This window comes from Tenacibaculum pacificus (genome assembly GCF_027941775.1).
GTDB lineage: Bacteria > Bacteroidota > Bacteroidia > Flavobacteriales > Flavobacteriaceae > Polaribacter > Polaribacter pacificus_A.
The window spans coordinates 2,766,210-2,791,743 of the sequence record NZ_CP115917.1 but is presented as its reverse complement, the minus strand read 5'-3'; the positions used below and the strand labels follow the sequence as shown (position 1 = coordinate 2,791,743).

General features: G+C 27.4%; 22 protein-coding genes and 2 pseudogenes. 12 read left to right on the top strand and 12 right to left on the bottom strand.

What is annotated here, in order from left to right:
- Entirely contained in the window at positions 1-435 is a 435-nt protein-coding gene (gene rpiB / locus PG913_RS12815; protein ID WP_271231058.1) for a ribose 5-phosphate isomerase B, read from the top strand.
- 38 nt (positions 436-473) lie between these two features.
- Positions 474-914 (top strand): GNAT family N-acetyltransferase, encoded by a 441-nt coding sequence (locus PG913_RS12810; protein ID WP_271231057.1) that lies wholly within the window; start codon positions 474-476, stop codon positions 912-914.
- Between the two features lie 379 nt (positions 915-1,293).
- On the opposite strand, the gene PG913_RS12805 is transcribed toward PG913_RS12810, so the two are convergent.
- The 3 genes and pseudogenes from PG913_RS12805 to PG913_RS12795 all read right to left on the bottom strand — a co-directional run bounded on the left by PG913_RS12805 (position 1,294) and on the right by PG913_RS12795 (position 3,510).
- Positions 1,294-1,824: a hypothetical protein gene (locus tag PG913_RS12805; protein WP_271231056.1), complete on the bottom strand. Its 531-nt coding sequence runs from the start codon at positions 1,822-1,824 to the stop codon at positions 1,294-1,296.
- 322 nt (positions 1,825-2,146) lie between these two features.
- A pseudogene (locus PG913_RS12800) lies at positions 2,147-2,711 on the bottom strand (pseudouridine synthase).
- A 7-nt stretch (positions 2,712-2,718) separates the two neighbouring features.
- A complete protein-coding gene (locus tag PG913_RS12795) occupies positions 2,719-3,510 on the bottom strand; it encodes an aldose epimerase family protein (protein ID WP_271231055.1) in 792 nt (263 codons plus the stop codon).
- A gap of 114 nt (positions 3,511-3,624) precedes the next feature.
- Here PG913_RS12795 and recA point away from each other — a divergent pair, with 114 nt between their 5' ends.
- On the top strand, positions 3,625-4,653 hold the full coding sequence (gene recA / locus PG913_RS12790; protein ID WP_271231054.1) for a recombinase RecA: 1,029 nt from the start codon (positions 3,625-3,627) through the stop codon (positions 4,651-4,653).
- A gap of 161 nt (positions 4,654-4,814) precedes the next feature.
- Here the strand turns inward: recA and dut are convergent, their stop codons facing one another.
- Positions 4,815-5,246: a dUTP diphosphatase gene (gene dut, locus PG913_RS12785; protein WP_271231053.1), complete on the bottom strand. Its 432-nt coding sequence runs from the start codon at positions 5,244-5,246 to the stop codon at positions 4,815-4,817.
- 95 nt (positions 5,247-5,341) lie between these two features.
- Between dut and PG913_RS12780 the strand changes: the two genes are divergently transcribed.
- From PG913_RS12780 to PG913_RS12765, 4 genes are all read left to right on the top strand, one after another.
- Positions 5,342-6,337: an NAD(P)H-dependent glycerol-3-phosphate dehydrogenase gene (locus tag PG913_RS12780; protein WP_271231052.1), complete on the top strand. Its 996-nt coding sequence runs from the start codon at positions 5,342-5,344 to the stop codon at positions 6,335-6,337.
- Between the two features lie 227 nt (positions 6,338-6,564).
- Positions 6,565-7,224, top strand: coding sequence for a hypothetical protein (locus tag PG913_RS12775; protein ID WP_271231051.1), 660 nt, complete (start codon positions 6,565-6,567; stop codon positions 7,222-7,224).
- A gap of 9 nt (positions 7,225-7,233) precedes the next feature.
- Positions 7,234-8,526, top strand: coding sequence for an MFS transporter (locus tag PG913_RS12770; protein WP_271231050.1), 1,293 nt, complete (start codon positions 7,234-7,236; stop codon positions 8,524-8,526).
- A gap of 405 nt (positions 8,527-8,931) precedes the next feature.
- A complete protein-coding gene (locus tag PG913_RS12765; protein WP_271231049.1) occupies positions 8,932-12,711 on the top strand; it encodes a DUF7619 domain-containing protein in 3,780 nt (1,259 codons plus the stop codon).
- A 186-nt stretch (positions 12,712-12,897) separates the two neighbouring features.
- Here PG913_RS12765 and PG913_RS12760 read toward each other — a convergent pair whose 3' ends face one another.
- The 4 genes from PG913_RS12760 to PG913_RS12745 all read right to left on the bottom strand — a co-directional run bounded on the left by PG913_RS12760 (position 12,898) and on the right by PG913_RS12745 (position 16,730).
- On the bottom strand, positions 12,898-13,395 hold the full coding sequence (locus PG913_RS12760) for a hypothetical protein (RefSeq protein WP_271231048.1): 498 nt from the start codon (positions 13,393-13,395) through the stop codon (positions 12,898-12,900).
- Between the two features lie 98 nt (positions 13,396-13,493).
- Positions 13,494-15,107 carry a glycerol-3-phosphate dehydrogenase/oxidase gene (locus PG913_RS12755; protein WP_271232180.1) on the bottom strand — a complete coding sequence of 538 codons (1,614 nt, stop codon included), beginning with the start codon at positions 15,105-15,107 and terminating at the stop codon, positions 13,494-13,496.
- Between the two features lie 149 nt (positions 15,108-15,256).
- Positions 15,257-15,700 carry a YHS domain-containing (seleno)protein gene (locus PG913_RS12750; protein WP_271231047.1) on the bottom strand — a complete coding sequence of 148 codons (444 nt, stop codon included), beginning with the start codon at positions 15,698-15,700 and terminating at the stop codon, positions 15,257-15,259.
- A gap of 55 nt (positions 15,701-15,755) precedes the next feature.
- Positions 15,756-16,730: a LuxE/PaaK family acyltransferase gene (locus tag PG913_RS12745; protein ID WP_271231046.1), complete on the bottom strand. Its 975-nt coding sequence runs from the start codon at positions 16,728-16,730 to the stop codon at positions 15,756-15,758.
- Between the two features lie 243 nt (positions 16,731-16,973).
- Here PG913_RS12745 and amaB point away from each other — a divergent pair, with 243 nt between their 5' ends.
- The 3 genes from amaB to PG913_RS12730 all read left to right on the top strand — a co-directional run bounded on the left by amaB (position 16,974) and on the right by PG913_RS12730 (position 20,241).
- Positions 16,974-18,515: an L-piperidine-6-carboxylate dehydrogenase gene (amaB, locus tag PG913_RS12740; protein WP_271231045.1), complete on the top strand. Its 1,542-nt coding sequence runs from the start codon at positions 16,974-16,976 to the stop codon at positions 18,513-18,515.
- A 159-nt stretch (positions 18,516-18,674) separates the two neighbouring features.
- Positions 18,675-19,586, top strand: a complete 912-nt coding sequence (locus PG913_RS12735) for an OmpA family protein (protein WP_271231044.1) — start codon at positions 18,675-18,677, stop codon at positions 19,584-19,586.
- Between the two features lie 13 nt (positions 19,587-19,599).
- Entirely contained in the window at positions 19,600-20,241 is a 642-nt protein-coding gene (locus tag PG913_RS12730) for a hypothetical protein (protein ID WP_271231043.1), read from the top strand.
- A gap of 205 nt (positions 20,242-20,446) precedes the next feature.
- Here PG913_RS12730 and PG913_RS12725 read toward each other — a convergent pair.
- Positions 20,447-21,585 (bottom strand): annotated as a pseudogene (locus PG913_RS12725) (DUF5929 domain-containing protein).
- A 254-nt stretch (positions 21,586-21,839) separates the two neighbouring features.
- On the opposite strand from PG913_RS12725, the gene PG913_RS12720 reads away from it, so the two are divergent.
- Entirely contained in the window at positions 21,840-22,523 is a 684-nt protein-coding gene (locus PG913_RS12720) for an ion channel (protein ID WP_271231042.1), read from the top strand.
- A gap of 100 nt (positions 22,524-22,623) precedes the next feature.
- Here the strand turns inward: PG913_RS12720 and PG913_RS12715 are convergent, their stop codons facing one another.
- The 3 genes from PG913_RS12715 to PG913_RS12705 form a co-directional block, all read right to left on the bottom strand.
- Positions 22,624-23,379, bottom strand: a complete 756-nt coding sequence (locus PG913_RS12715) for an SDR family NAD(P)-dependent oxidoreductase (protein WP_271231041.1) — start codon at positions 23,377-23,379, stop codon at positions 22,624-22,626.
- A 139-nt stretch (positions 23,380-23,518) separates the two neighbouring features.
- Complete coding sequence (locus PG913_RS12710; RefSeq protein ID WP_271231040.1) at positions 23,519-24,451, bottom strand: hypothetical protein; 933 nt, start codon at positions 24,449-24,451, stop codon at positions 23,519-23,521.
- A gap of 85 nt (positions 24,452-24,536) precedes the next feature.
- Entirely contained in the window at positions 24,537-24,986 is a 450-nt protein-coding gene (locus tag PG913_RS12705; protein WP_271231039.1) for a hypothetical protein, read from the bottom strand.
- A gap of 114 nt (positions 24,987-25,100) precedes the next feature.
- Between PG913_RS12705 and PG913_RS12700 the strand changes: the two genes are divergently transcribed.
- A complete protein-coding gene (locus tag PG913_RS12700; RefSeq protein ID WP_333780764.1) occupies positions 25,101-25,400 on the top strand; it encodes a hypothetical protein in 300 nt (99 codons plus the stop codon).
- Positions 25,401-25,534 lie beyond the last annotated feature (134 nt).

Genomic DNA, 25,534 nt, shown 5'->3' with positions numbered 1-25,534 from the left:
ATGACAATTGCCATCGGAAACGACCATGCAGGTACCGAGTATAAATTTGAAATTATAAAACTTTTAGAAGAATTAGGACATAAAGTAATTAATTTTGGAACAAATGATAATAGTAGTATGGATTATCCAGATGCTATACATCCAACAGCAGAAGCAGTAGAAACTGAACAAGCTGAAATGGGAATTATTTTATGTGGAAGCGGTAATGGTGCGCAAATGACAGCTAATAAACATCAAGGTGTACGTGCTGCTTTATGTTGGAATAATGAATTAGTAGCATTAACTCGTCAGCATAATAATGCAAATATTTTAACTATTCCTGCTCGTTTTGTATCATTACAACAAGCTTTAGGTTTTGTAACTATATTTTTAAATACAGAATTTGAAGGCGGAAGACATGCCGATAGAGTTAATAAAATTGCTTGTGGTTGTTAATAATAATTTACAATCCTTATAAATTGAATTATTTTTAAATGATTTTTTTAATAAAAAAATTTACAGAATTAACTACTTCAGAACTATATGAAATACTTCAATTACGTTCTGAAGTTTTTGTTGTAGAACAAGATTGTGTTTATCAAGATATTGATGGGAAAGACCAAAAAGCATTACATGTTTTAGGAATAAAAGAAGGTTCTATTGTAGCTTATACTCGTTTATTTAATAGTGGCGATTATTTTGAAACTCCAAGTATTGGTAGAGTTGTTGTAAAAAATAATGAACGTACATATGGTTACGGACATCATTTAATAAAAGCTTCTATACAAGCTATTTTTGATTATTATAATGAAAATAATATTACTATTTCTGCTCAAAAATATTTGATGAAATTTTATGAATCTCACGGGTTTTTTAAAGTTGGAGAAGGTTATTTAGAAGACGGAATTCCACATGTTAAAATGAAAAAGCATTAAAAAATATTTATTTCCTGCTACTTTAGATAAGAAATTATTAAAAAATAGCAGGGAATTTTATTTAAAATTCTTGATGATACTCTATTAAATTATTAATAGGTTTTTCTATAATATTTGTAATTTTAATATCGTTTTGACTAGCAACTTCTTCTAAAATATCTTTAAAATAAAAAGCAATAGAACCTACAAAATAAAGCGGTGTTTTTTTACTTTTATCATAGGCTAATACAATGAAATTTAAAAAACTTTTTAAATCCTTTTTTTACTAATTTTTTAACATAAAGAGTATCTTTATAATCAAACATAAATTTAGCAAAAGAAGCTAAATATCTATTTGGGTTATCATTCTTATAAAGTTGTTGTTTTATAAAATCAGGGTTTAAATCAAAATTTTCTTTAAAAACCACGGCCATTTTATCAGGCATTTTTTTGTAAAAAAATCTCTTAATAATTTTTTACCAAAATAATTACCACTAGCTTCATCCATCAATGAATATCCAAGAGCAGGTGAAATATATTCAATTGTATTTCCATTGAAATAACAACTATTAGAGCCCGTACCTAATATACAAACAATCGATTTTTTATTCTTTGCTGATGCATAAACTGCCCCTAAAATATCTTCTTCTACATGAACATTAATTGTTGCTGAAAAAAAATCGACTAAAATATTTTTTAAAATTATTTTAGGTGTTTCAGTACCACAACCCGCACCATAAAAATAAATGTTTTTTATTTCGTTTTGATGTTTTTTTAAAGCATCACAGTTTTTAATTCGAGCAAATAATTCTTCACTACTAACAACATTTGGATTTAAACCTAATGTTTGTGTTCTAAAAACTTCATTTTTATTACTATCTAAAGCAACCCAATCTACCTTTGTAGATCCACCATCAGCAATCAATATCATTCTGTAATTTTTTTTAATATAAATATATATTTATAACAATTTAACTTTATTGAAATAAATAAGATAAGAAATCAAAAGTAAAATATAAAAAATTAGTATTGTACAGGTAGCCTAATAGTTTTATTATTAGATGTGGTAATTTATTGATTTACAGATTTTTTTGGTTTGTTAATCCTTTTTTTAGTCATTTTATATAGTAAATAGCCAAAACCAACAACAAAATGAAGCATGATAATGGTAGCTATTATGTAAATAAAAGTATTTGAATTGTCTCTCATAATGTAAAAGTACCTAAAATAAATAGCACATAAAGTAACTTATGTTACAGTAAAGCATCGGTTTCTATTACCTCGCCAGATTTCATATCATTTAAATGAATATTACCAATACGAACTCTAATTAAACGTAATGTAGGAAAACCGACAGCGGCTGTCATTTTACGAACTTGTCTAAATTTTCCTTCTGAAATAACAATACTAACCCAGCTTGTAGGACCATGACGTTCGTCTCTAATTTTTTGAGACCTATTAGGAAAATTTGGAGTATTTATTATGTTAGCTTTTCCAGGTAGTGTGATGTATTTTTTACCATCGAAACCAATTTCAACACCTTTTTTTAAATTTTCAATAGCATCATTAGTTATAAGTCCATCAACTTGAACATGATATTCTTTTTCTACTTTTTTACTGCGAACTTCTGCGCTTACTTTTCCATCCGTAGTTAAAAATAAAAGTCCTTCGGATGCAAAATCTAAACGTCCGATTGCCATTGTTTTTTCAGGAAAATCAAATAATTCTCCTAGCATTTTTTTTTCTTTTAGTCTCGTTAGTAATAAATTGAGAAAGAAATCCATAAGGTTTATGAATAATAAAATGACGATGTTCCATAACTAATTTATAAGGCACTTATTATTACAGAAAACAAGTCTTTACCTGTACTTATTCTGCTATTTTTTATTGAGTTTTCAGAATCTTTTTCTAAAGGATATTGGGTAATTGGTTCAATACAAACCATATTTTTAACGGGAGTCCACAACATAAAATTATCAAAATTTTTGGTGATGATTTTTATACTACTCCCCTCTTTTTTTATCAAATTAATTTCATTTGTATTTAAAACTTTATAAGCTGCCGAACCTACATTTAAAATTTCCGATAAGCTAATTTCTTTATCTTTTGTTTTTATAATTTCAGTACCAAAACCAGCAAGTTTAAAACTCGGATGATAGCCTAACATATAAGGCATTTTTTTATCACTAATAATTTCAAAATCTATTTTTATAGCTGATTTTTCAAGCGAAATAATTTTTCTGAAAATAAAATCATATGTCCAAAATAAATTTTCTTGTGTTGATTTTTTAGGAAATTTACTATTTTTTATAAGCGTATTTTTCTTGTATTTTTTTTCAAAAACGGCAAAAGTTTTATAACTAGAAATAAGTTGATAATTAAGCTCTCTTAATAAACCATGTTGGTCTTGTTTAGCAACTCCGTTAGGTGTATCAACAGAAAAATCATTTAATTTTGTAGGTCCAATAATCGGAAACATTTCTATATCCGAAGCATTCCAGCCATCTGCTTCTTTCGAATGCATTAGTTCTTCATTATTAACGATAAAACTAATTAACTCACCTTTACATATAGTTGCCGAACTATAGCAGTTTTTTAAAAGAATAGTAGCACTCATTTTTATTGAAATTAAGAAAAACAATATTACAAAATGTAGCATAAAAAAGATGGTAAATTAAAAGTAGTTTTTCATAACTTAGCAACTCTTTTTATAATAAAAATAGCAAGATTTATGGCAGCAGATAAAGAAAATAAAAATAAAGATAAAGAAAAAGAAGCAAAATTAAAAGCACTTCAATTGACCTTAGATAAGTTAGATAAAACTTATGGAAAAGGATCGGTAATGAAATTAGGTGATACTAAGGTAGAGGAAATGGAAGTAATTTCATCAGGTTCTTTAGGTTTAGATTTAGCTTTAGGCGTTGGTGGATATCCTCGTGGAAGAGTTATTGAAATTTATGGACCAGAATCATCAGGTAAAACGACCTTAACATTACATGCAATTGCTGAAGCTCAAAAAGCTGGAGGTATTGCAGCTTTTATTGATGCAGAACACGCTTTTGATCGTTTTTATGCTGAAAGTTTAGGTATTGATACTGATAATTTAATTATTTCTCAGCCAGACCACGGTGAGCAAGCATTAGAAATTGCTGATAATTTAATTCGTTCTGGTGCGGTAGATATTGTAGTAGTAGATTCTGTTGCTGCATTAACTCCAAAATCGGAAATTGAAGGTGAAATGGGAGATTCTAAAATGGGATTACACGCCCGTTTAATGTCTCAAGCATTACGTAAATTAACAGGTACAATTAGTAAAACAAAATGTACGGTTATTTTTATTAACCAATTACGTGAAAAAATTGGTGTAATGTTCGGAAATCCTGAAACAACAACAGGTGGTAATGCATTAAAATTTTATGCTTCTGTTCGTTTAGATATTCGTCGTAGAACACAAATTAAAGATGGCGATAAAGTTATCGGAAACAGTACGAAAGTTAAAATTGTAAAAAATAAAGTAGCTCCACCATTTCAGATTGCAGAATTTGATATTATGTATGGTAAAGGAATTTCAAAAGTTGGTGAAATTTTAGATATTGGTGTTGAATACGGAATTATCAAAAAAAGTGGTTCATGGTTTAGTTATGGTGAAACTAAATTAGGGCAAGGTAGAGATGCTGTAAAAGGTTTAATTAAAGATAATCCTGAATTAGCAGAAGAATTAGAAGCTAAAATAAAGGAGGCTATTGAAAATCAAGAATAACTTTTTTTAATATTTAAAATAAAAACCTGTTGTAAAATATTACAACAGGTTTTTATTTTTAGAAGCAATTTCCCGCTTTCCGCACTCGCTTTTTTTGTTTGAAAAAAACAAAAAAGAGCTCAAACAAATGCTTCAATCGGGGCTAAAAATTTGAACACTAATTAAACACCAGTACTACCAAAACCACCAGTACCACGTTCAGTTTCATTTAAAACAGTAACTTCTTGCCAGTTTACACGTTCGTGTTTTGCTATTACTAATTGAGCTATTCGTTCACCATCATTTATAACAAAGTTATCATTCGATAAGTTAACTAAAATTACCCCAATTTCACCACGATAATCAGCATCAACAGTTCCAGGAGCATTTAACACAGTTACTCCATTTTTAGCAGCTAATCCGCTTCTTGGGCGTACTTGTGCTTCAAAACCAACAGGTAATGCTATAAATAACCCTGTTTTTATAATAGCTCTTTCTAAAGGTTTTAAGGTAATAGCTTCTGTAATATTAGCTCTTAAATCCATTCCTGCAGCACCTTGAGTTTCATATGCAGGTGTTTGATGTTTCGATTTATTTATTATTTGTACGTTCATTCTATTCATTTTTTCAATTTTCAAATATAATACCCTTAAGGTTTAGATAGTGGAATATAGTTTTATTAATTTTGTACAACAAACAAACTACGAATATGAATAATCAAAGTAAAATAGCAGTTTTAGGTGGAGGAAGTTGGGCTACTGCCATTGTAAAAATGTTATCTGAAAACCTTCAAACTATTGGTTGGTATATGCGAAGTATATATGCTATTGAACATATAAAACATAATAAACATAACCCTAATTATTTGAGTTCAGCTGAATTACATCCTGAACAATTAGATTTGTCTGATGATATTAATTACATTATTCAAAATTATGATATATTAATTTTTGCCATTCCATCAGCTTTTTTAAATATAGAACTTCAAAAATTAACAGCTTCATTAAGTGATAAAATTATTTTTTCTGCAATAAAAGGAATAGTACCCGAAACAGGGTTAATTGTTGGTGAACATTTTCATCAAAAATTTAATATTCCTTATCAAAATATAGGAGTAATTACAGGACCTTGCCGTACCGAAGAAGTAGCAATGGAGCGTTTATCTTACTTAACATTAGCTTGTCAAGATGAAGAAAAAGCCATAAATTTAAGTCAATTTATTGCTGGTCGTTATATTAAAACTAAAATATCAGATGATATTATTGGTACAGAATATGCTGCGATGTTAAAAAATATTTATGCTATAGCAGCTGGTATTGCACATGGTTTAGGATACGGAGATAATTTTCAGGCAGTATTAATGAGTAATGGTATTCGTGAAATGAAACGTTTTATTAAAAAAGTACATAAAATGAAACGTAACATTAATGATTCGGCTTATTTAGGCGATTTATTAGTTACAGGATATTCTGTTTTTAGTAGAAATAGAATGTTTGGAAACATGATTGGTAAAGGGTACACGGTAAAATCGGCACAAATGGAAATGAGTATGGTTGCCGAAGGATATTATGCTACTAAAAGTGCTTATGAAATTAATCAAAAAATAGGTGCTAAAACTCCTATTATTGAAGCAGTATACAATATTTTATATGATAAAAAAGAAGCGAAGGATGAATTTTTGAAGTTAACAAATAGATTAGATTAGTTGTTTGCATTTAATAAAATAATCCTTCTTAATAAAAAGAAGAAAATTCATCAGTCGCTTCTGTAATTTAGTTGTGTTTTTGTTTTCGCAACAAGAATTGCAAATACAAACATAATTCAAAAATTTGAGTCATGACTATTTTGTCTTAAATCTAAAGAATTTAAAAGTTTTAGAAAAATTCTACTGTTAGTTGTATTTTAATTATATTTGTTTAAAATTAAACAATCATGAAAACAATTCAAGAAGCTGTTGAAATAACGATAAGAAAAACACCTTTTATTGAAGAGGCTTTAAATGAGAAATTAATAAATGTATCTTCTTTAGCAAGAGTCGTATTACCTGAAGTATCTAAATTATTAAAAAAAGATATAAAGGTAGGAGCAGTTATGATGGCTATTAATAGGTTATCGCCAGCGAATGAATTAAGAGTTCGTAAAAATATTAAAAAACTAGCGCTTGATTTAGGTGATGTAATTGTGCGTTCAGACTTGTGTGATTTTACCTTTAAAAATACAACTTCTTTACTAAGAGAAATTGCTAAGATATTAAGTAAATCGGCGGATAGTAATGATTATTTTTTAACGGTTTCTCAAGGAATTTTTGAAACAAATATTGTAACTAGTAAAAACTTACAACCTTTTGTAGAAGAAATATTTAAGAAAGAAACATTAATTCATAATGTAAATGATTTAGCTTCAATAACTATAAAACTTCCTAAAGGTAACCTTGAACAATCAGGTATATATTATTTTATTTTAAAGCAATTTGCTTGGGCAAATATAGCTGTACAAGAAATAATATCAACAACTAATGAAATGACCATTGTTGTAAAAGAAGAAGATGTGAATGAAACTTTTTCAATTTTAATGGATTTAAAATTGAATTAACGTTACAAAATGGAAAAAAAAGATCCGTATGCTTCGTTAAGAATTAAAGAATTTAATATATTTCTTTTAGTTCGTTTTGCTTTGGTATTTGGTTGGTCTATGCAATTTATCATTATAGAATGGCAGGTATATAGCATTACTAAAAGCCCTTTATCATTAGGTATTATTGGTTTAATGGAAGTAATTCCTGCGGTATCGATGGCATTATTTGCTGGTCATATTGTTGATCAGAAAGAAAAAAGAAATTTACTAGCACTTTGTATCGGTGTTTTTTCATTGATTAGTTTAGGCTTGTTTTTTTTAACACTTCCTAGTTTTATTGAAGGTTGGCAATCAAATACTGTTTTATATGCTATTTATGCTTTGGTGTTTTTTGGGGGATTATTGCGTTCTTTTTTTGGACCTACAATATTTTCATTAATCGCTTTAATAGTTCCTAAAAAATTATATCCAAATGCTGCCACATGGAGTAGTTCTACTTGGCAAATGGCTTCTGTTTTAGGACCTGCTTTTGCAGGGTTTACAATTTCATGGTTAGGAGTTCATTGGTCGCTTTGTATTGTTTTTGGCTTGGTTTTATTTTCATTTTTCATGGTCTTTTTTATCGATAAAAAACCTATTTTAAATCCGAAAATTGGCGAACCAATAATGAAAAGCTTACAAGAAGGAATCACTTTTGTATTTAAAACAAAAGCCATTTTAGGAGCAATTACCTTAGATATGATTTCTGTATTATTTGGTGGAGCGATAGCTTTATTGCCTATTTATGCTCAAGATATTTTAAAAGTAGGACCAGAAGGATTTGGAGCTTTACGAGCTGCACCAGCAATAGGAGCTTTTTTAACAATGTTAATAACTGCTTATATTCCGATTAGTAAAAATGCAGGAATGAAATTATTAGCTGCAATTTTTGGTTTCGGTATGTGTATTATTGTATTCGGATTATCGTCTATTTTTTGGATATCAATTGTTGCTTTATTTTTTAGTGGAGTTACAGATGGTGTTTCAATGGTTATTCGTCAAACAATTTTACAACTAAAAACACCCGATCATATGCGAGGGCGAGTAGCATCAGTAAATTCTATGTTTGTTGGTTCTTCGAATGAATTAGGTGCTTTTGAAAGTGGTGTTACCGCAAAATTAATGGGAACGGTTACTGCAGTTGTTTTTGGAGGAACGATGACTTTAATTACAGTAATTACTACTGGAATAATAAATCCAACATTACGAAAATTAGACTTAACAAAAGATTTAGAAGCACACGTGAAAAAATCGAGTAATACTATAAAAAAAACAGTTTAATCTAATTTATTTTTTCTTCAGATTTTAAATAAAGGCCTTAACGGGCTTTTTTTGTGTTTTTAAAAGTAACTAAATAATTTTTTTAAATTTATTTCTAAAATATTTTTTAGTGTATTTTTTTAAAAAAAATTGAATACCCTGCTTTTTTTGATAGAAATTTTATCATTAAAATATTAAAGATAAGTTAACTAATATAGGGTTAACCCTATTTTTAGTTAGGGGTATTGGGTATTGTAGCTGTGAATAATATCACTTAATATTGCTAAATCATTAATGCTTATATGTAATTAATATATTGAATTTCATTTATTTATAATGTTTTAAATTAAAAGTTTTTAAATAATTGAAATCATTTAAAAAATAACATTATTAGTAACAATGATATAAACCAAAAAATAAAAATAGATGAAAAAATTATTATTACTAACCTTATTAATAGGTTACTTTGCTATTGGAAATGCCCAAAAAATAGATTTCCCTGATCCTCTTTTTGAAAATGCGCTTTTAAATCATATTCCTAAAATAGATACAGATAACAATAGTGAAATAAGTATTCAAGAAGCTGAAAATGTAACGTATTTAAATTTAGATAACAAATGGATAAGTAATTTGAGTGGTATTGAAAACTTCGTAAATTTAGTAACGTTACAAGCTAATAAGAATCAATTAACATCAATAGATATTACTAAGAATGTTGAACTAAGATCAATTAATTTAAATTGGAGTAAATTAACATCAATAGATGTTACGAAGAATATTAAGTTAAGTTCAATTAGTTTAGCTAGAAATTATAAAATTAGTAATATTGATTTAACTAATAATTTAGATTTAACATCAATTAATTTAGATTTCAATCAATTAACATCAATAGATTTTACGAAGAATATTAAATTAAGATCAATTAGTTTGAGTTTTAATCAATTAACATCAATAGATTTTACTAAGAATGTTAATTTACTAACAATTGAATTAAGTCGTAATAAAATTAGCAATATTGATTTAACTAATAATTTAGATTTAATATCTTTAAATGTTTCTGGTAATAATATAGAAGGTATTGATGTTTCTAAAAATATATTATTAACAGACTTAGATGTAGGTTATAATGATTTAGGACAGCTAGATGTTACTAAAAATGTATTATTACAAAAACTACAGGTACGTGGTAATATATTAACAGGAATTGATGTTTCTAAAAATGTTAATTTGGTATGGCTTTATGTTCCGTTCAATAATTTATTAGATTTAGATATCTCTAAAAATGTATTATTACAAGGGTTATCAGCAGAGAATAATAAATTAACAGATATAAATCTTTCTAATAATTCTAAATTAAAAAGCTTACGTATTTATCGTAATAATTTAAATACTTTAGATGTAAGTTCTTGTTCACTCACACTTTTATATTTTAGCTATAATCCTAATTTAAAAACTGTTTCTATGATAGGGCAGCAAATAGAATATGGGACATCAGCTTCAAGTGGAAAAAAATTAGATCTAGTAGGTTGTCCTAACCTAGAATTTATTTGCGCAGACCAAGAATATTTAAACGATATTTTTTCTCTATTAGAAGAGGCTAATCAAACAAGTTGTATGCTTTCTAATAATTGTGATGTACCTCATAATCGTATTCAAGGTACTGTTACTTATGATGTGAATGGTGATGGATGTGATAGTGCTGATATTCCTTTTACAGGAGGATTAAAAGTTACTGCAATTTCGCAAACTACTGGAGAATCTGCTGTGGTATACCCAAATAAAGAAGGAGAATACAATTTATTTATAGCTGATGATACCTATTCTATAACTCCTGCATTACAGAATTTAAATTATTTTACATTTTCAACACCTGTTATTACAAATCCAATAAATATTCCTGAAGATTTAAATACACTAATAACAGATTATTGCGTAAAATCAATTGGTAATTTTAATGATTTAGAAGTAAGTATTGTGCCTTTAACTAGAGCAAGACCTGGTTTTAATGCAACCTATAAACTTATCTATAAAAACATAGGAACAACGACACAATCTGGTATAGTTACTTTAGATTATCAAGAAAATGTATTAAACTACGTTAGTTCAATACCTAACGTAAATAGCAATACAAACGGACAATTGACTTGGAGTTTTACTAATTTATTACCATTACAATCAGTAGAAATACCTGTAACTTTTATATTAAATACACCTTTAGATTCTCCAGCATTAAATAATGGAGATATTTTAAATTATACAGCAAGAGTAACAGGAGCAACAGATGAAACACCTGATAATAATGTAATGACTTTATCACAAATAGTTGTAAATTCTTACGATCCTAATGATAAAAGGTGTTTGGAAGGAAATGTTTTAAATCCTAATGATGTAGGTAACTATTTACATTATTTAATTCGTTTTGAAAATAAAGGAACAGCTGAAGCAGTAAACATCCGTGTTAAAGACGTTATCGATACTACTAAATTGGATATTGAATCTTTAATACCATTAGAATCTAGTCACTCTTATTCAACAACAATTACCAAAGGTAACGAGGTAGAATTTATTTTTAATGATATAAACCTTCCTTTTGATGATGCCAATAATGATGGATATGTATTATTTAAAATAAAGAGTAAAGCGACTTTAGTTGAAGGAGATAAAATTGTAAATGGTGCTGCTATTTATTTTGATTTTAACGCACCAGTAATTACAGCAGATGAAACTGTAACCGTTACAATTAATAGTGATGATATTACTTGGACAGGAACTACAAATAACGATTGGAATACAACATCTAACTGGAGTACAAATTCTTTACCAACAGCGAGTAGTCGTATTGTAATTCCTTCTGGATTAACAAACTATCCAACAGCTAATTCAGCAGTAACATTTACTCGTTTAACTATTGAATCTGGTGCTTCTTTTATACCAAAAAGTACCGTAACAGGATCTGTAACTTACAAAAGAAATATACCTAATACAAATTGGCATCTAGTTTCTTCTCCTCTTTCTGAGGAAACTTATGAAAATCTTATAGCGAATAATACTTTTGTAACAGGAAGTGGTTCTAATATTGGAATTGGAGAGTATTCAAATGATATTGGTTCGGCTTGGTTATATGCACAATCAAGTAAAACTGGTCTATTGCCTTCAGGAAATGGTTTATCTGTAAAATTAGCAACTGCTGGTACGTTATCTTTTACAGGAACAATAAATACCTCAGATGTTAATTCTAGCATAACTGCTGGTACTAGAAACAATTTAAATTTAGTTGGTAATCCATTTACTGCTTATATAAACTCGGCAGATTTTGCTACTGAAAATACAGAAGCACTTAGTGAACAAACAGTTTGGTTATGGAATGGAACAGCTTATGAAACACACAATGCAATAAACCCGATAGAAATTGCTCCAGGGCAATCTTTCTTTGTTAAAGCTGCTACTAATGGTAATGTCACTTTTGCTATCTCAAATCAAAGTCATCAAAATGACACTTTTATGAGACAAGCACCTAAGCCTTCTTTTGAACTATTTGTAGAAAATGAGGCTAGTAAAAAATCAACTAAAGTATTTTATATAGCTAATAAAACTACTGGTTTTGATAAAGGATATGATTCTAAAATATTTGAAGAAGGAAAAAAAGCTAACTTTGAAATATTTACAGAATTATTAGCAGATAATAAAGGTAATAAATTAGCGATACAATCGTTACCAAATACCGATTTAGAAGCAATGATTGTTCCTGTTGGAATAACAGCAAAATCAGTTAAAGAAGTTACTTTTTCTGTAAAAACTCAAAATCTTCCTGAAGATATTAAAATTTACTTAGAAGATAGAATTGCTAATACATTTACAAATATTTCTGAAAAAAATCATAAAGTTATTTTAGAAAATACAACTAAAGGTGCGGGACAATTTTATATTCATACTACTTCTAAAATTTTAGAAGAAGCGCCTATCCAACAAAAATCACAAAATGTAAGTATTTTTAAATCAGTAAATAATAGCATAACAATTACTGGTTTACAAACTGATAATGCATCGTTAAATATCTATTCTATTTTAGGTGCAAAAATTATTAGTACTTCATTTAAATCAACTGGTGTTAGTGTTATTCAATTACCTAAAACTTCAATAGGAGTTTATATTGTTGAATTAAAATCTGATTTAGGAACGATTAATAAAAAAATTATTTTAGAGTAATAAAAGAAACATCAAGAAAAATAAACTGAAAATATATTAAGTTAACAGGCTTTTAGATAAGTCTTTAATTTTAAACTTATAAAAAATACAAGTAAAAAGTGCTATTGAAGTTACAGGTTGTAAATTTTAATACAAATATTTTTTCAATAAAAAATCCTCGATTTTATCGGGGATTTTTTTCATTACTTAAGACATATCTAAATAGCTAATTTTAGTAATAATATTAGTTTTTTGATTAAATTCAATATTGATAAAACTATCACAATCTTCACACGTAGTATATAAAATACTTTTATTACCATTTCTACCAGTACTAAAAACAATTGTACCTAATTCACTTATATTGCTTCCTATATTAACAGTTGTATTCTTTACTGTTATATTATGTTCTTTTGTGTTTACTTCAAAAGACTCTATGTATGGTTTATTATTTGCTAAAGAAAAATCTACCTTTAAACCTTTAAAGGTAATATAAACATAGCCTTCATCTGATTTATAAGAATTAACAGTCCCAAGTAAGTTTTCAATCAATGATTTTTTTCCTTGTGTATTTTTTAAATCAGATAACGTAATATTATTTATTTTAAAAGCATCAAATTCTGTTGCTGTTACAATATTACTTGTTTGTCCTTTAGCTATAAAACTACTTATTAAAAATAAGTATATAATTAACTTTTGTTTCATGTTATTTTAAGTATTGATAGTATTTTTATCAAAAAAAAATTAAGAAACTCAAAGATAGATTTGTTTTTTTTAAGTTACAATTAACCTTTAACTAATAATTAGTTAAAATTTACAGTCATTTTTATTTTAGATTTTAATTCTTGTCGATGTTTTTCGGTTTCTAAATCAGACCAATTAAAGTAGTTTGTAAACTCTTTTAAAACTTCATTTTTATAGTTATTAACACTAGGTTTATCAAAAAATAAACGACCAGTTCTACGCATAAAAAAATCAGTAGGTGTACAGGTCATTTCATATTGAATTGTAAACCAAATTTCTGCTTTTAATAATCGAAGTTCTATATTTTTTTCTTCAAGAGTATTAAACTTATCTAAAATGATATTTGTTTGTCTTCCGTAATTATGGACTAAATATTCAGCCTCTTTTTTAGTAAAACTATCTTTTTTTAAAGTATCATAAACTTCTGTTACATATTTTTTTACAGATTTATAATCTTCAAAAGGTCCACCAGTTAATAAAATATCTTCTGTTTGTATAGGTTCAAATTCAATTTCAAAACGGCGCACCATTTTTTTAGCGATTAAATCAACAGTACGCTCTGCCATTTTACGATATCCAGTTAATTTACCACCAGCGATAGAAATTAATTTAGTATCAGAAACAAAAATTTCATCTTTACGAGATAGTTCTGAAGCTGATTTTCCTTCTTCATGAATTAACGGGCGCAAACCTGCCCACGATGATTGAATATCATCGATGGTTAAATGTACATTAGGAAACATATTATTTACAGCCGCTATTAAATAAATAGTATCTGTAATATCTATTTTTACGGTGTTTTTATCTTGTTGAAAATTGGTATCTGTAGTACCAAAGTAGGTTACTTTTCCACGAGGAATTGCAAACATCATGCGTCCATCAGGAACATCAAAATAAACAGATTGTTTTATGGGGAATTTTTCGTGAGCAACTACTAAATGCACACCTTTTGTTAAATGAAGTCTTTTTCCAATTTTTGAGTTATTAAGTTGACGTAATTCATCAACCCAAGGTCCTGCTGCATTTACAACATATTTTGCCTTAATATTATAGCTTTCATTATTAAAAATATCGGTCACTTTTGCTCCTACTACTCTATTATTTTCATAAATAAAGGTATCTGCTTTTGTATAATTAAGTATTTGTGCATCATATTGACTTGCCGTTTTTAATACTTCAATAGTTAAACGAGCATCATCTGTACGATACTCAGCATAATAACCAGCTCCTTTTAAAATATGTTCAGGTAATAAAGGTTCTATTTCTAGCGCTTCTTTTTTATCAAGCATTTTACGTTTATCATCTCCTTCTACAGAAGCTAATACATCGTAAATTTTTAATCCGATAGAAGTTAACCAAGCTCCATAAGTACCACCATCAATTAATGGTAAAATCATTTTTTCAGGGATGACTAAATGTGGTGCTATTTTATGTACAATTGCACGTTCAGAACCTACTTCTTTTACTAACCAAAAATCGAATTGTTTTAAGTAACGTAAACCACCGTGTATTAATTTTGTTGATTTACTTGAAGTACCCGATGCAAAATCATTTTTTTCAATTAATGCAACTTTCATCCCTCTTGATGCTGCATCTAATGCAATACCTGCGCCAGTAATACCACCACCAATAATTAAAATATCGAATTCAGTTTCTTGTAATTCTTTTTGAATTTTTTTCTGGTTAAAAAAGAAAAATTGATCATAGCTAGTTTTTGCTAGCTAAAATAAGGATAAAAATAAGGTTAAGTTAAAATATATCAAAAAAAAGAGCTGAATATATCAGCTCTTAATCGTTGCCCCCCAGCAACATTTTAAATCAATTAATGATTTAATTTTTGCCAATTAATATCGGCTTGTTTTTTTAACTTTTCAGTATTTTCTTGTTTCCAAAGGTTTAACGTATTACTTCCCCAAGAATTGTAAAATAAATAGAGTTTACCGTTTCTTATTTCAAAAGTTTCAGGGTTGATATCTATTTTTTTTCCTTTTTTACCCAGTGCATACGCACAATACCCTCCATATTGTGGTATATATTTGTTAGGGTTTTCTTTGAATTTATTTAAATTCTCTTTATTAGAAAATCTAAAATTAACATTGTTATGTTTAAAGGTTATTTTTTTACTTCCTTCAACTACTTTATTTGAAAAATAAGCAACTATATCGTAGCCTTTTGCAACAGTACCTTTTTCAGTATTATAATCTAATTTTTGAGCTAATAATGTTGTAGAAATAGTTAAAAAAAATAATGTAATAATATGTTTCATCGTTTTATACTTTTTTAAATAGTCGATGAGATTTCCGTTAGATTACAAAAACAATTTATAATACCATTAAATTACAACCACGAATGTCTGAATTATCAAAGCGACCTATAATTTCAACACTATTATCTGCGTGTACTTTTCCTAAATCTTGAGTTGCTATAAACGAACAAGAATTATAGTTTGCTAAATCAATAATATTAACCCCTCCATTTTTTTCTTTAGATAAAATAGTTAAAGCATCTTCGGTATCTCTAATTAAAATACGCATCCAAGGTGGGCAATTAAAAATACCATTTCCTTTAGAATATGCTTGGCTTAATAATTCTGTCATACCATATTCTGAATGAATTTGTGAAACACCAAAACCAGTACTTAAAACTTGATGTAATTCTGCTCTAATTAGTTCTTTTCTACGTCCTTTCATACCACCAGTTTCCATAACAATAGTGTGTTTTAGGTTAAATTGATGCTTTTCAATTAAATCTAACAATGCAAATGAAACACCAATAAGCAGTACTTTTTGTCCTTTTTTGTCTAATTCGATGAGTTTTTTTGCTAATTCATCTAAATTATTTAGATAAAATCCACTTTCTGTATGGTTCGATTTTTTAATTAAATCATCTACCATATATACTAATGATGAGCCTTTTCGTTCTAAATAATTAGGTAATAAAGCTAAAACGGCATATTCTTTTATATCTCCATAGAAATAATCAAATCCTTTTAAATAACTCGTTTCATACCATGATAAGTCAGTAACATGATGTTTACTAGTAATACTTCCTGTTGTTCCAGAACTTGAAAATGTTTCTTGAATTATATCTGTTGATGAAAGAATCTGTTTTGTTTTAAAAAATTGAATAGGTAAAAAAGGGATTTCTTCAATTTTAGTAATATCTGAATAATGTATGTGTAGTAAGTCACAAAAAGACCGATACACTCTATTATTTTTAAATTGATGTTTAAATACTTGTAAAGCAACTTTGCTAAACTCTTTTTCCGATGATATTTTAAAAATGTGTTCTTTCATAAGGGTTTACAAAAATAGCATTATAAGAGTTTTATTCTTTAAGTTAAAGTGTCTTTTTTTATAAAAATCAATTATTTAACAAGTTAAATAGTTTCTTAAATAATATTATATATTTTTTTAAAATAAATGTAAAATAAGATGTTTATCGATTGTTTAATTATGAACAAAATAACAATTTATGTTTGATTTACACATTTGTTAAATTATTTGTAATTTCGTGGTTCAATTTAAATTTAAAACAAAATGACAGATTTCGGAATCAAAGAAGCTTTGGCTCAATTAGGAGTAAAAGATATTAATGATGGAACTTCTACAGGTTCTGTAAATTTCTCTAATGGAGAAATTATTGAAAGTTATTCACCTGTTGATGGTAAATTAATAGGAAAAGTAAAAGCTACTACAAGAGAAGATTACGACAAAGTAATGGAAACGGCTACAAAAGCATACAAGTCTTTTAGAAATATGCCAGCTCCACAAAGAGGAGAAATTGTTCGTCAGTTTGGTAATAAATTAAGAGATTTAAAAGAGCCATTAGGTAAGTTAGTTTCTTACGAAATGGGGAAATCTTTACAAGAAGGTTACGGAGAGGTTCAAGAAATGATTGATATCTGTGATTTTGCTGTTGGATTATCACGTCAGTTAAATGGACAAACAATTCCATCTGAGCGTCCAGGACACGTAATGAGAGAGCAATGGCATCCAATTGGTGTAGTTGGTATTATATCTGCATTTAATTTTCCAGTGGCTGTTTGGGCTTGGAATACTGCTTTAGCTTGGATTTGTGGTGATGTTTGTGTTTGGAAAGGTTCTGAAAAAGCACCTTTATGTTCTATTGCTTGTCAAAATATTATTGCTGATGTATTAAAAGAAAATAACTTACCTGAAGGAATTTCTTCTATCATCAATGGAGATTATAAAGTTGGTGAAATGATGACTACCGATACTCGTATTCCTTTAGTTTCTGCTACAGGGTCTACAAGAATGGGACGTATTGTTGGTGCAACTGTTGCACAACGTTTCGGAAAATCATTATTAGAATTAGGAGGAAATAACGCAATTATTATCACCCCAACTGCCGATTTAAAAGTAGTTGTTCCTGGTGCTGTATTTGGTGCTGTTGGTACTTGTGGACAACGTTGTACATCTACTCGTAGATTAATTATTCATGAATCAGTATATGACAAAGTAAGAGATGCTATTGTTGGTGCTTATGGGCAGTTAACAATTGGAAATCCTTTAGATGAAACAAATCATATTGGACCATTAATTGACAAAGATTCGGTAAACACTTATTTAGCTGCTATTGAAAAAGCAAAAGCTGAAGGTGGAAACGTATTAGTTGAAGGTGGTGTTTTAGAAGGTGAAGGTTACGAAAGCGGATGTTACGTAAAACCAGCAATTATTGAAGCTGAAAATCATTTTGAAATAGTTCAACGTGAAACTTTTGCTCCTATTTTATATTTAATGAAATATTCTGGAGAAGTTGAAAATGCTATTGAAAAACAAAATGGTGTTGCTCAAGGATTATCATCAGCAATAATGACTAATGAATTGAAAGAGGCTGAAAAGTTTTTATCATACGCTGGTTCTGATTGTGGTATTGCAAATGTAAACATCGGAACTTCTGGTGCTGAAATTGGTGGTGCTTTTGGTGGTGAAAAAGAAACTGGTGGTGGACGTGAGTCTGGTTCTGATGCTTGGAAAGTATATATGAGACGTCAAACAAATACGATAAATTATTCTGATGAATTACCTTTAGCGCAAGGAATTAAATTTGATTTATAATAGCATTATATTTGTTGTAAATATAACAATCATAAAATTAAAAAGTCACATCGAAAGATGTGACTTTTTTTATGTATTTGTTTCAAATAGATATATTTTATCATATATTTTATTTCTTCATTTTTTTTAATAAATTAACAGTCAATAAATTAAATACGTATGAACAAGAAAATAATTTACTTACTAGGTATTTTTATAACAATTATTTTAGGATCATTTTTGTATTGGAAATTTTGTTGTTGTAAAAAAGAAATTAAAAAAAATGAAAAAATACCCAAAAAAGTTGAAGTAGTAGTTGATAAGCAACCTACACTATCTTTTGGTACATATAATGCTAATGGTACTATTGGAATACCCTTAAATGATGGAGTAAAGTTTAATAAATCAAGTATAAATTTTTCATCACCAATATCGGGTGAGTTAAATTCTAAAATTGGTAAGTTAAAAGATTTTTTAGCGAAAGAAAATGAAAAATCATTATCTATTACAGGTTATTATACTAGTGATGAGGTTAACAATTCTATTTTTCCTAACATAGGAATGGCTAGAGCTATTTCGTTTAAAAATTACGTAGCTGGTCAAGGAATACCTACAAAAATAATTGATATTGAAGGTAAATTAGATGATAATATGATTGTTGATGAAAATAATGTTATGAAAACACCTTTAAAATTAAGTGTTGGAAAATCAAAAGATTATTCTAAATTAATAAATTCAATTATTAAAGAAATAGAATCAAACCCATTATTATTAAACTTTAATAGTGGAAAAACAACATTAAATTTCTCACATAATCAGCGTAGAAAAATAGTAAACATATCTACTTATTTAGATAAGGTAGATAATTCATTTTGTTTAATTACTGGACATACAGATAATACAGGAAGTGCTAGTAGAAATTTAGTTATAGGTAAACAAAGAGCTGAATTTATTAAAGAATATTTTACAAGAAGTGGAATAATAAAAACAAGAATTAATACCGTTTCTAAAGGTGAAACAACTCCTATAGCAACTAATGCTACTAAAGAAGGGAGAGCAAAAAATAGAAGATCAATTGTAACAATTAACTAAAAATAAATAAATTATGAATTTATTAATAATACACATAGCATGTTGGTTAATTCCATTATTAGTTGGAATTATATGTGCTTTATTGGGATATTTATTGGGTAGACTTTTTAGAAAAGGCAACAATAATGAAGATATTACTATTTTAAACAGTAAGATAAGTAAGCTTGAAGTATCTTTAAAATCTTGTAGTGATGAAAAGTCAAAATTAAAAACAGCCTTAGATACTACTAAAAAAGATCTAAAACATTGTGAGAAGAATAAATCAGGTATAGCATTAAGTTTAAAAGAGGTAGAATCAAAAAACTTAAGTTTAGCAGCTTCTTTAACTACCTTAAAAACAACAACTGTAACGTTAATACCATTTAATAATGAATTAGCAAAAAGTGTTTTTGGTAAAAAAATTAAAGAAAATGATTTGAAAATTGTAGAAGGTATAGGACCTAAAATTGAAGGATTATTTCATGATTTTGATATTAAGACATGGAAACAATTATCTGAAGCTTCTATAGAAAAATGTCAAGAAGTATTAAATAGCGGTGGAGATCGTTACAGAATACATAAACCAACAACGTGGCCAAAACAAGCTAAATTAGCTTATGAAGGGAAATGGGAAGCATTATTGAAGTGGCAAGATGAATTAGATGGTGGAAAATAATTAAATAATTAGTTATATAAAAAAAGGCTTTACTTTATTAGTAAAGCCTTTTTTTATATAAATTTAAATACTTAAAAATCTTTTATAAGGTTAATTTTATGACTTGTTTTTACGTATAAATGTTCTTTCTAAATAATATTTGTTTATTTTTTTTATACATAGTATTTCACCTTCGACTAAAGTAGTTTCATATTATAAAAACTCATTAATTATATCTAACTTTTCGTATTACTCGCATTGCTTCTTTATATTTGATATAAGTAGTTTTATCTCTTAAATTTTTAATGTAATTTTTTACTTTCTTTAATTGCTCAGGTGCATCTAAAAAACCATTTAAATAGCAAATTAAAGAAGAGGTTGGCAGTTTTAAAATGTTTTTATGTTCGGTTATAGATAATGGTTGCTGTTGTTCAATTTTTGAAATGAGCATTTTATTATTATTATATATATGTTTAAGGATAGTATGGTTGTAAAGTGGAGGCTTAAATAAAAACTCGGTACTAATATCATACCTTCCATTATCTTTAAAATGTATGCTAGTTTTTTCTAGAGGATACTGTTTTTCACTTTTATCAATACCTAATACAATATATTCGGTAACAATAAATGATTGCTCATTATAGTTAATTTTAACAGCATCTAAGGCAGAAAAAAATAAACGTACTTGTTCATTTATCAACTCAATATCAACACGTGTATAAAATTCTTTATTGTTAATTACTTTTTTTTCCCTGCCCAACAAAGCACAAATTGCTCGTTAAATACCTTGTATTTTGGATTGTATTTAGACTTGTGATTATTGATAAAATCAAAAACACCATCAAGGGTTAGTTGTATGTTGTTACTCGAATTTTTTTCAATAGCGGCAACAATATTACTATTTAAATCATTTGATATAAAATTGTTTTCAACGGGTAAAGAGTTACTTCCTCTGCGAAAAAAAACAGTTCCTTTATTGTATTTCCAAATAGTTTTAACAAGAGAACTAATTTTATCGTTAGGGTAAATAGTGATTAATCCTATAACTTTATAGCGTGGTAATCGAGGAAAAGGAACATTTTCGTATTCTATTTTTGGCGAATTATTTAAGTAAGCATTCACTAGGTTTTGAATTTTACTATCATCATAAAAATCTACTCCCATAATTTTATTATCTTCATCTTCAACCCCAATTACAATGTAAGAATTGTTTCCCGGATTTGAATTTGATAAAGCACATACATGTTTTATAAATTTAGCTTTTCCTTCTTTCGAGTGTAACGATAGTTTTTGCTTTTTATCATAAAAACTGTTTTCATCGTTATGGGAAAGTAAGTTTTTAATTAAAAGGCGTTTGTTAATCAAGAGACAAGTTTTTTTGTTTAAAGATACTTAAAAAGACCGCTTGTTTTTTGATAAAAAGAAGTCTTAACAAAAAGATTATAAGAGGAAGAAATTAGTTTGATTTTTTTAAATTATTACTTGTAAAAAATACTACTTAATATCAAAAGTAAAACTTCTTTTATTGCTGTAAATTTGTGTAAAAATTAATCAGATAAATAGCAGGAATTAGTAAAGTTAAAAGTTAATTCTTTTTTTTATATAAAACATATTAAGTAATGTTAGATAAATTATATAATCATCGTTTTGAATTTTTCTTTTTCAGTCAATTAGCAATTTTATTTGGGTCGTTAATTGTTCCTCAAGTTTTTTTTGATGAAATATTATCGCCTATTTTATTTCTAATTAATTTATCCGCAGGTATTTTATTGATATCAAAAAGGAAAATATTGATGTGGTTTTCGGTATTACTATTGATAATTTCAGCGATTCTTTTTGGTTCTGATTTATTAAGTAATTCTAATCAAGTATTATCGAATTATATAAAATTAATTAGTTATTTTTTATTTTATATCGTTGTAACTTATGAAATAATAAAGCAAGTATGGAGGGCTGTAGAAATTAATAAAAATGTAATATTAGGACTTATAAGTGGTTATATTTCGCTTGGTTTAATTGGTTTTTTTATTTGTATAAGTATTGAAATATCAACTCCAGGATCATTTCATTTTGTACAAACAAATATTGTTGATAAAGCTGAATTTTTATTCGAAAACCTAATGTACTTTAGTTACATTACACTTTTAACAATAGGTTATGGAGATATTTATCCTGTAAGTAAATTAGCTCATAAAACAGCCATATTAATCGGTTTGATGGGACAAATTTATTTAGTTGTAATAACGGCTATTGTTGTTGGAAAATATATTAATCAGTTATCAGAAAAAAATATAAAAGAGTAATAAGTATTTAGGATAAGGATACTAAAATGATGTAATAATAACAGAAAAATAGAACTTCTATTTTTCTGCTATTATTTTATCAAACTAAAAAAGATACAATTTATACATTTTTATTAAGAATAGTAGGACTAGCTTGTGCCGTAGGATACACAACTAAATCTTCAATATTTACATGATAAGGTCTGCTGATAACAAAATAAATAATATCGGCAATATCTTCAGGTTGTAAAGCTTTGTAGCCTTCATATACAGTTTTAGCTTTATCAGTATCACCTTTAAAACGCACCTCTGAAAATTCAGTTTCTACAAGACCTGGATGAATTGCTGAAACTCTAATATTATGTTTATTTAAATCAATACGCATTCCTTTATTTAAAGCATTTACAGCAAATTTAGACGCACAATAAACATTTCCATTTGGATACACTTCCTTCCCAGCAATAGAACCGATATTTAAAATAAAACCATTATTTCTATCTACCATTTGAGGAATTATTGCTTTTGAAACATACAATAATCCTTTTACATTTCCATCAATCATTGCATCCCAATCATCAATACTTCCGTCTTGAATACTACTTAATCCATGAGCATTTCCTGCATTATTAATCAGAATATCAATATGTTTAAAGTCATCAGGCAAACTATTAATGGCATTTTGCACTTGTTCTTTATAACGAACATCAAATTGTAGGGTATGTACTTTTGTTAAAGTAGCAAGCTCTTGCTGAAGTTCTTTTAGTTTTTCAGGACGTCTTCCGCAAATAATAAGGTTGATATTATTTTTAGCAAATAGTTTTGCGGTAGCTTTACCAATACCAGAGGTGGCACCTGTAATTAAGGCGGTTTGTTGCATGTTTTTGTTTTTTATAAAGGTAAAATATTTTAAGTATATCGAAAAATTATAAAAAACAAAAACCGCTCTATTGCTAGAGCGGTTTGTTTTAGTCGGCTACTACCCCAACCAAAATCAACTAACCAAACTTTCTTAAATATTATAGATCAACCATTTTACGTTTTATTTTAGTACGCTTTCTGTTATTATTTCTTACAGCTGATTTTATTGTGTTTTTATTTTTACTTTTTAAAAGTTCTAGAAATCCTTTACCATAAAAAGTATAGGTAGTTTCTGAACTTAAATGAAACAATGAAATTGTTTGATCATTTATAACGCTTAGTTTAAATTTTTCGGTATCTCCACTATCATAATTAAGTGTTAAAATTTTTAAATCATTATTACCTGAAATATCAGCGATATTATAACCTCCAACAAAATCCCATTTAATGTAATCAATGTTCGTACCAAAAGAGTCATGAGAAGAATAAAATGTTACATCATCTTCAGGGGTAAACTGCAAAAAGTGTTCATTATCAAAAGGATTTTCATATCCACCTTCTTCATCTATTCTTTCCCAAGCAACATATTCTTGTAAAAAATATTCGATGTTATCGTAAAACAATTTATCATAATCAAAAGTGTTTTTTTGATATCCAATTAAAAAATAACTTACATTTTCATTTAAATCATCAATTCTAATTTCATTTTCAGTTAATTGAAATACTTCAAAAGTATGATAACCATCAATATCATGTTTAGTTTCTAAAATAGTACCATTTGTTCCATAATTCCCGACTAAAATACCAAGTCCATTTCCTGTTTTTCCGATATCAACAATATTATTATTTGCATACATATTTCCATTTATAAACGAAATTGTAAAGGCTCTTGATAAAAAAGGAACATCGCCAGAACCATCAGTTCTATGATAATCAACATACCATAAATCATAGCTCGATATGTATTCGCTTAACGAAAAAGGAATGTTATCAACATCTTCAAAATTATTAATCATATTATCTTGAATCACACAAGAAGAAAATGTTATACTTGCGGTAATAAATAATAAGAGTAGTTTTAATGATTTCATAAGCATTGATTTTATGGATATATTTAATAAATCAAATTACATGCCAAAATAAAATTGAGAGTTAAATACTTGATTTTTATAGAACTTAATTAGTTTTTTTACTGATGTTTTTAATTTTATAAGTATAAATTTTATCAGCAATTTTATAGCTGATAATAGCTTCATTATCATTCAAATTAAAAGGGGATTTTTTATTGATTTTAGGAGCTGTATTTCCGTATTCTTTTTGAGAATCAGCATTTAAAACGAAATCTTTTTTATCTTGATTTATTGATGAATTATGATGTGCAATAATATATTTTTTATCCATTTTATGTTCAATAATAGGATTCATTATTTTATCTTGAAAATACACCTTTTTAAAATCAACAATTTCATCGGATGTAAATTCAATTATTAAATTACTGTTATAAACAGTGTTATTAACAATAGTATAAGATGCTTTTTTTATACTAAAAGGTAAATCATCATTTAATTTAACACTAGCACATTGTGTAAATATGCATACAAAAATTAATATTCCAAATAATTTCATAGTAGTACTTTTTAAGGTTTAATTTTATACATTACAACTAATATACCAAGTTATAAAAGATAAGGTTTATAATATCTTGAAAATTTTTAAACCTTATCAATACAAAATATTTATATGAAGATTAAAGAAAAACTGTATGAACAATGCGTTATTTATGTAGCAAATCGTTTAAAAACAGTGGAAGAAATTATGATATCTAATCAAAAAGGATTAGAATCTGAAACTAAAAGTTCGGCAGGTGATAAGCACGAAACAGGCAGAGCAATGCTACAATTAGAAATGGAAAAAGCAGGGCAACAACTTCATGGAATTGTAAAAATGAAAGAAATACTTTCTAAAATAAATATTGAAAATACCTCTGAAATTGCCCATTTAGGAAGCGTTATTAAAACAACGAAAGCCTCTTTTTTTTAAGTATTAGTTCAGGAAAAATTATTGTTGATGATGAAACTTATTTTGCAGTTTCTGTTTCATCGCCAATAGGAAGTTTATTATTAGGTAAAAAAGCAGGTGATACTTTTGTTTTTAATAATATGGAACAAAAAGTA

Bases quoted from the DNA above. Each gene is read 5' to 3' on its own strand.
- PG913_RS12810 (WP_271231057.1), top strand. From the start codon at position 474: ATGATTTTTTTAATAAAAAAATTTACAGAATTAACTACTTCAGAACTA.
- PG913_RS12745 (WP_271231046.1), bottom strand. From the start codon at position 16,730: ATGAAAGAACACATTTTTAAAATATCATCGGAAAAAGAGTTTAGCAAA.
- PG913_RS12795 (WP_271231055.1), bottom strand. From the start codon at position 3,510: ATGAGTGCTACTATTCTTTTAAAAAACTGCTATAGTTCGGCAACTATA.
- PG913_RS12805 (WP_271231056.1), bottom strand. From the start codon at position 1,824: ATGATATTGATTGCTGATGGTGGATCTACAAAGGTAGATTGGGTTGCT.
- PG913_RS12775 (WP_271231051.1), top strand. From the start codon at position 6,565: ATGAAAACAATTCAAGAAGCTGTTGAAATAACGATAAGAAAAACACCT.
- PG913_RS12730 (WP_271231043.1), top strand. From the start codon at position 19,600: ATGAATTTATTAATAATACACATAGCATGTTGGTTAATTCCATTATTA.
- recA (WP_271231054.1), top strand. From the start codon at position 3,625: ATGGCAGCAGATAAAGAAAATAAAAATAAAGATAAAGAAAAAGAAGCA.
- PG913_RS12765 (WP_271231049.1), top strand. From the start codon at position 8,932: ATGAAAAAATTATTATTACTAACCTTATTAATAGGTTACTTTGCTATT.
- rpiB (WP_271231058.1), top strand. From the start codon at position 1: ATGACAATTGCCATCGGAAACGACCATGCAGGTACCGAGTATAAATTT.
- PG913_RS12750 (WP_271231047.1), bottom strand. From the start codon at position 15,700: ATGAAACATATTATTACATTATTTTTTTTAACTATTTCTACAACATTA.
- PG913_RS12720 (WP_271231042.1), top strand. From the start codon at position 21,840: ATGTTAGATAAATTATATAATCATCGTTTTGAATTTTTCTTTTTCAGT.
- PG913_RS12700 (WP_333780764.1), top strand. From the start codon at position 25,101: ATGAAGATTAAAGAAAAACTGTATGAACAATGCGTTATTTATGTAGCA.
- PG913_RS12780 (WP_271231052.1), top strand. From the start codon at position 5,342: ATGAATAATCAAAGTAAAATAGCAGTTTTAGGTGGAGGAAGTTGGGCT.
- amaB (WP_271231045.1), top strand. From the start codon at position 16,974: ATGACAGATTTCGGAATCAAAGAAGCTTTGGCTCAATTAGGAGTAAAA.
- PG913_RS12705 (WP_271231039.1), bottom strand. From the start codon at position 24,986: ATGAAATTATTTGGAATATTAATTTTTGTATGCATATTTACACAATGT.
- dut (WP_271231053.1), bottom strand. From the start codon at position 5,246: ATGAACGTACAAATAATAAATAAATCGAAACATCAAACACCTGCATAT.
- PG913_RS12770 (WP_271231050.1), top strand. From the start codon at position 7,234: ATGGAAAAAAAAGATCCGTATGCTTCGTTAAGAATTAAAGAATTTAAT.
- PG913_RS12715 (WP_271231041.1), bottom strand. From the start codon at position 23,379: ATGCAACAAACCGCCTTAATTACAGGTGCCACCTCTGGTATTGGTAAA.
- PG913_RS12760 (WP_271231048.1), bottom strand. From the start codon at position 13,395: ATGAAACAAAAGTTAATTATATACTTATTTTTAATAAGTAGTTTTATA.
- PG913_RS12735 (WP_271231044.1), top strand. From the start codon at position 18,675: ATGAACAAGAAAATAATTTACTTACTAGGTATTTTTATAACAATTATT.
- PG913_RS12710 (WP_271231040.1), bottom strand. From the start codon at position 24,451: ATGAAATCATTAAAACTACTCTTATTATTTATTACCGCAAGTATAACA.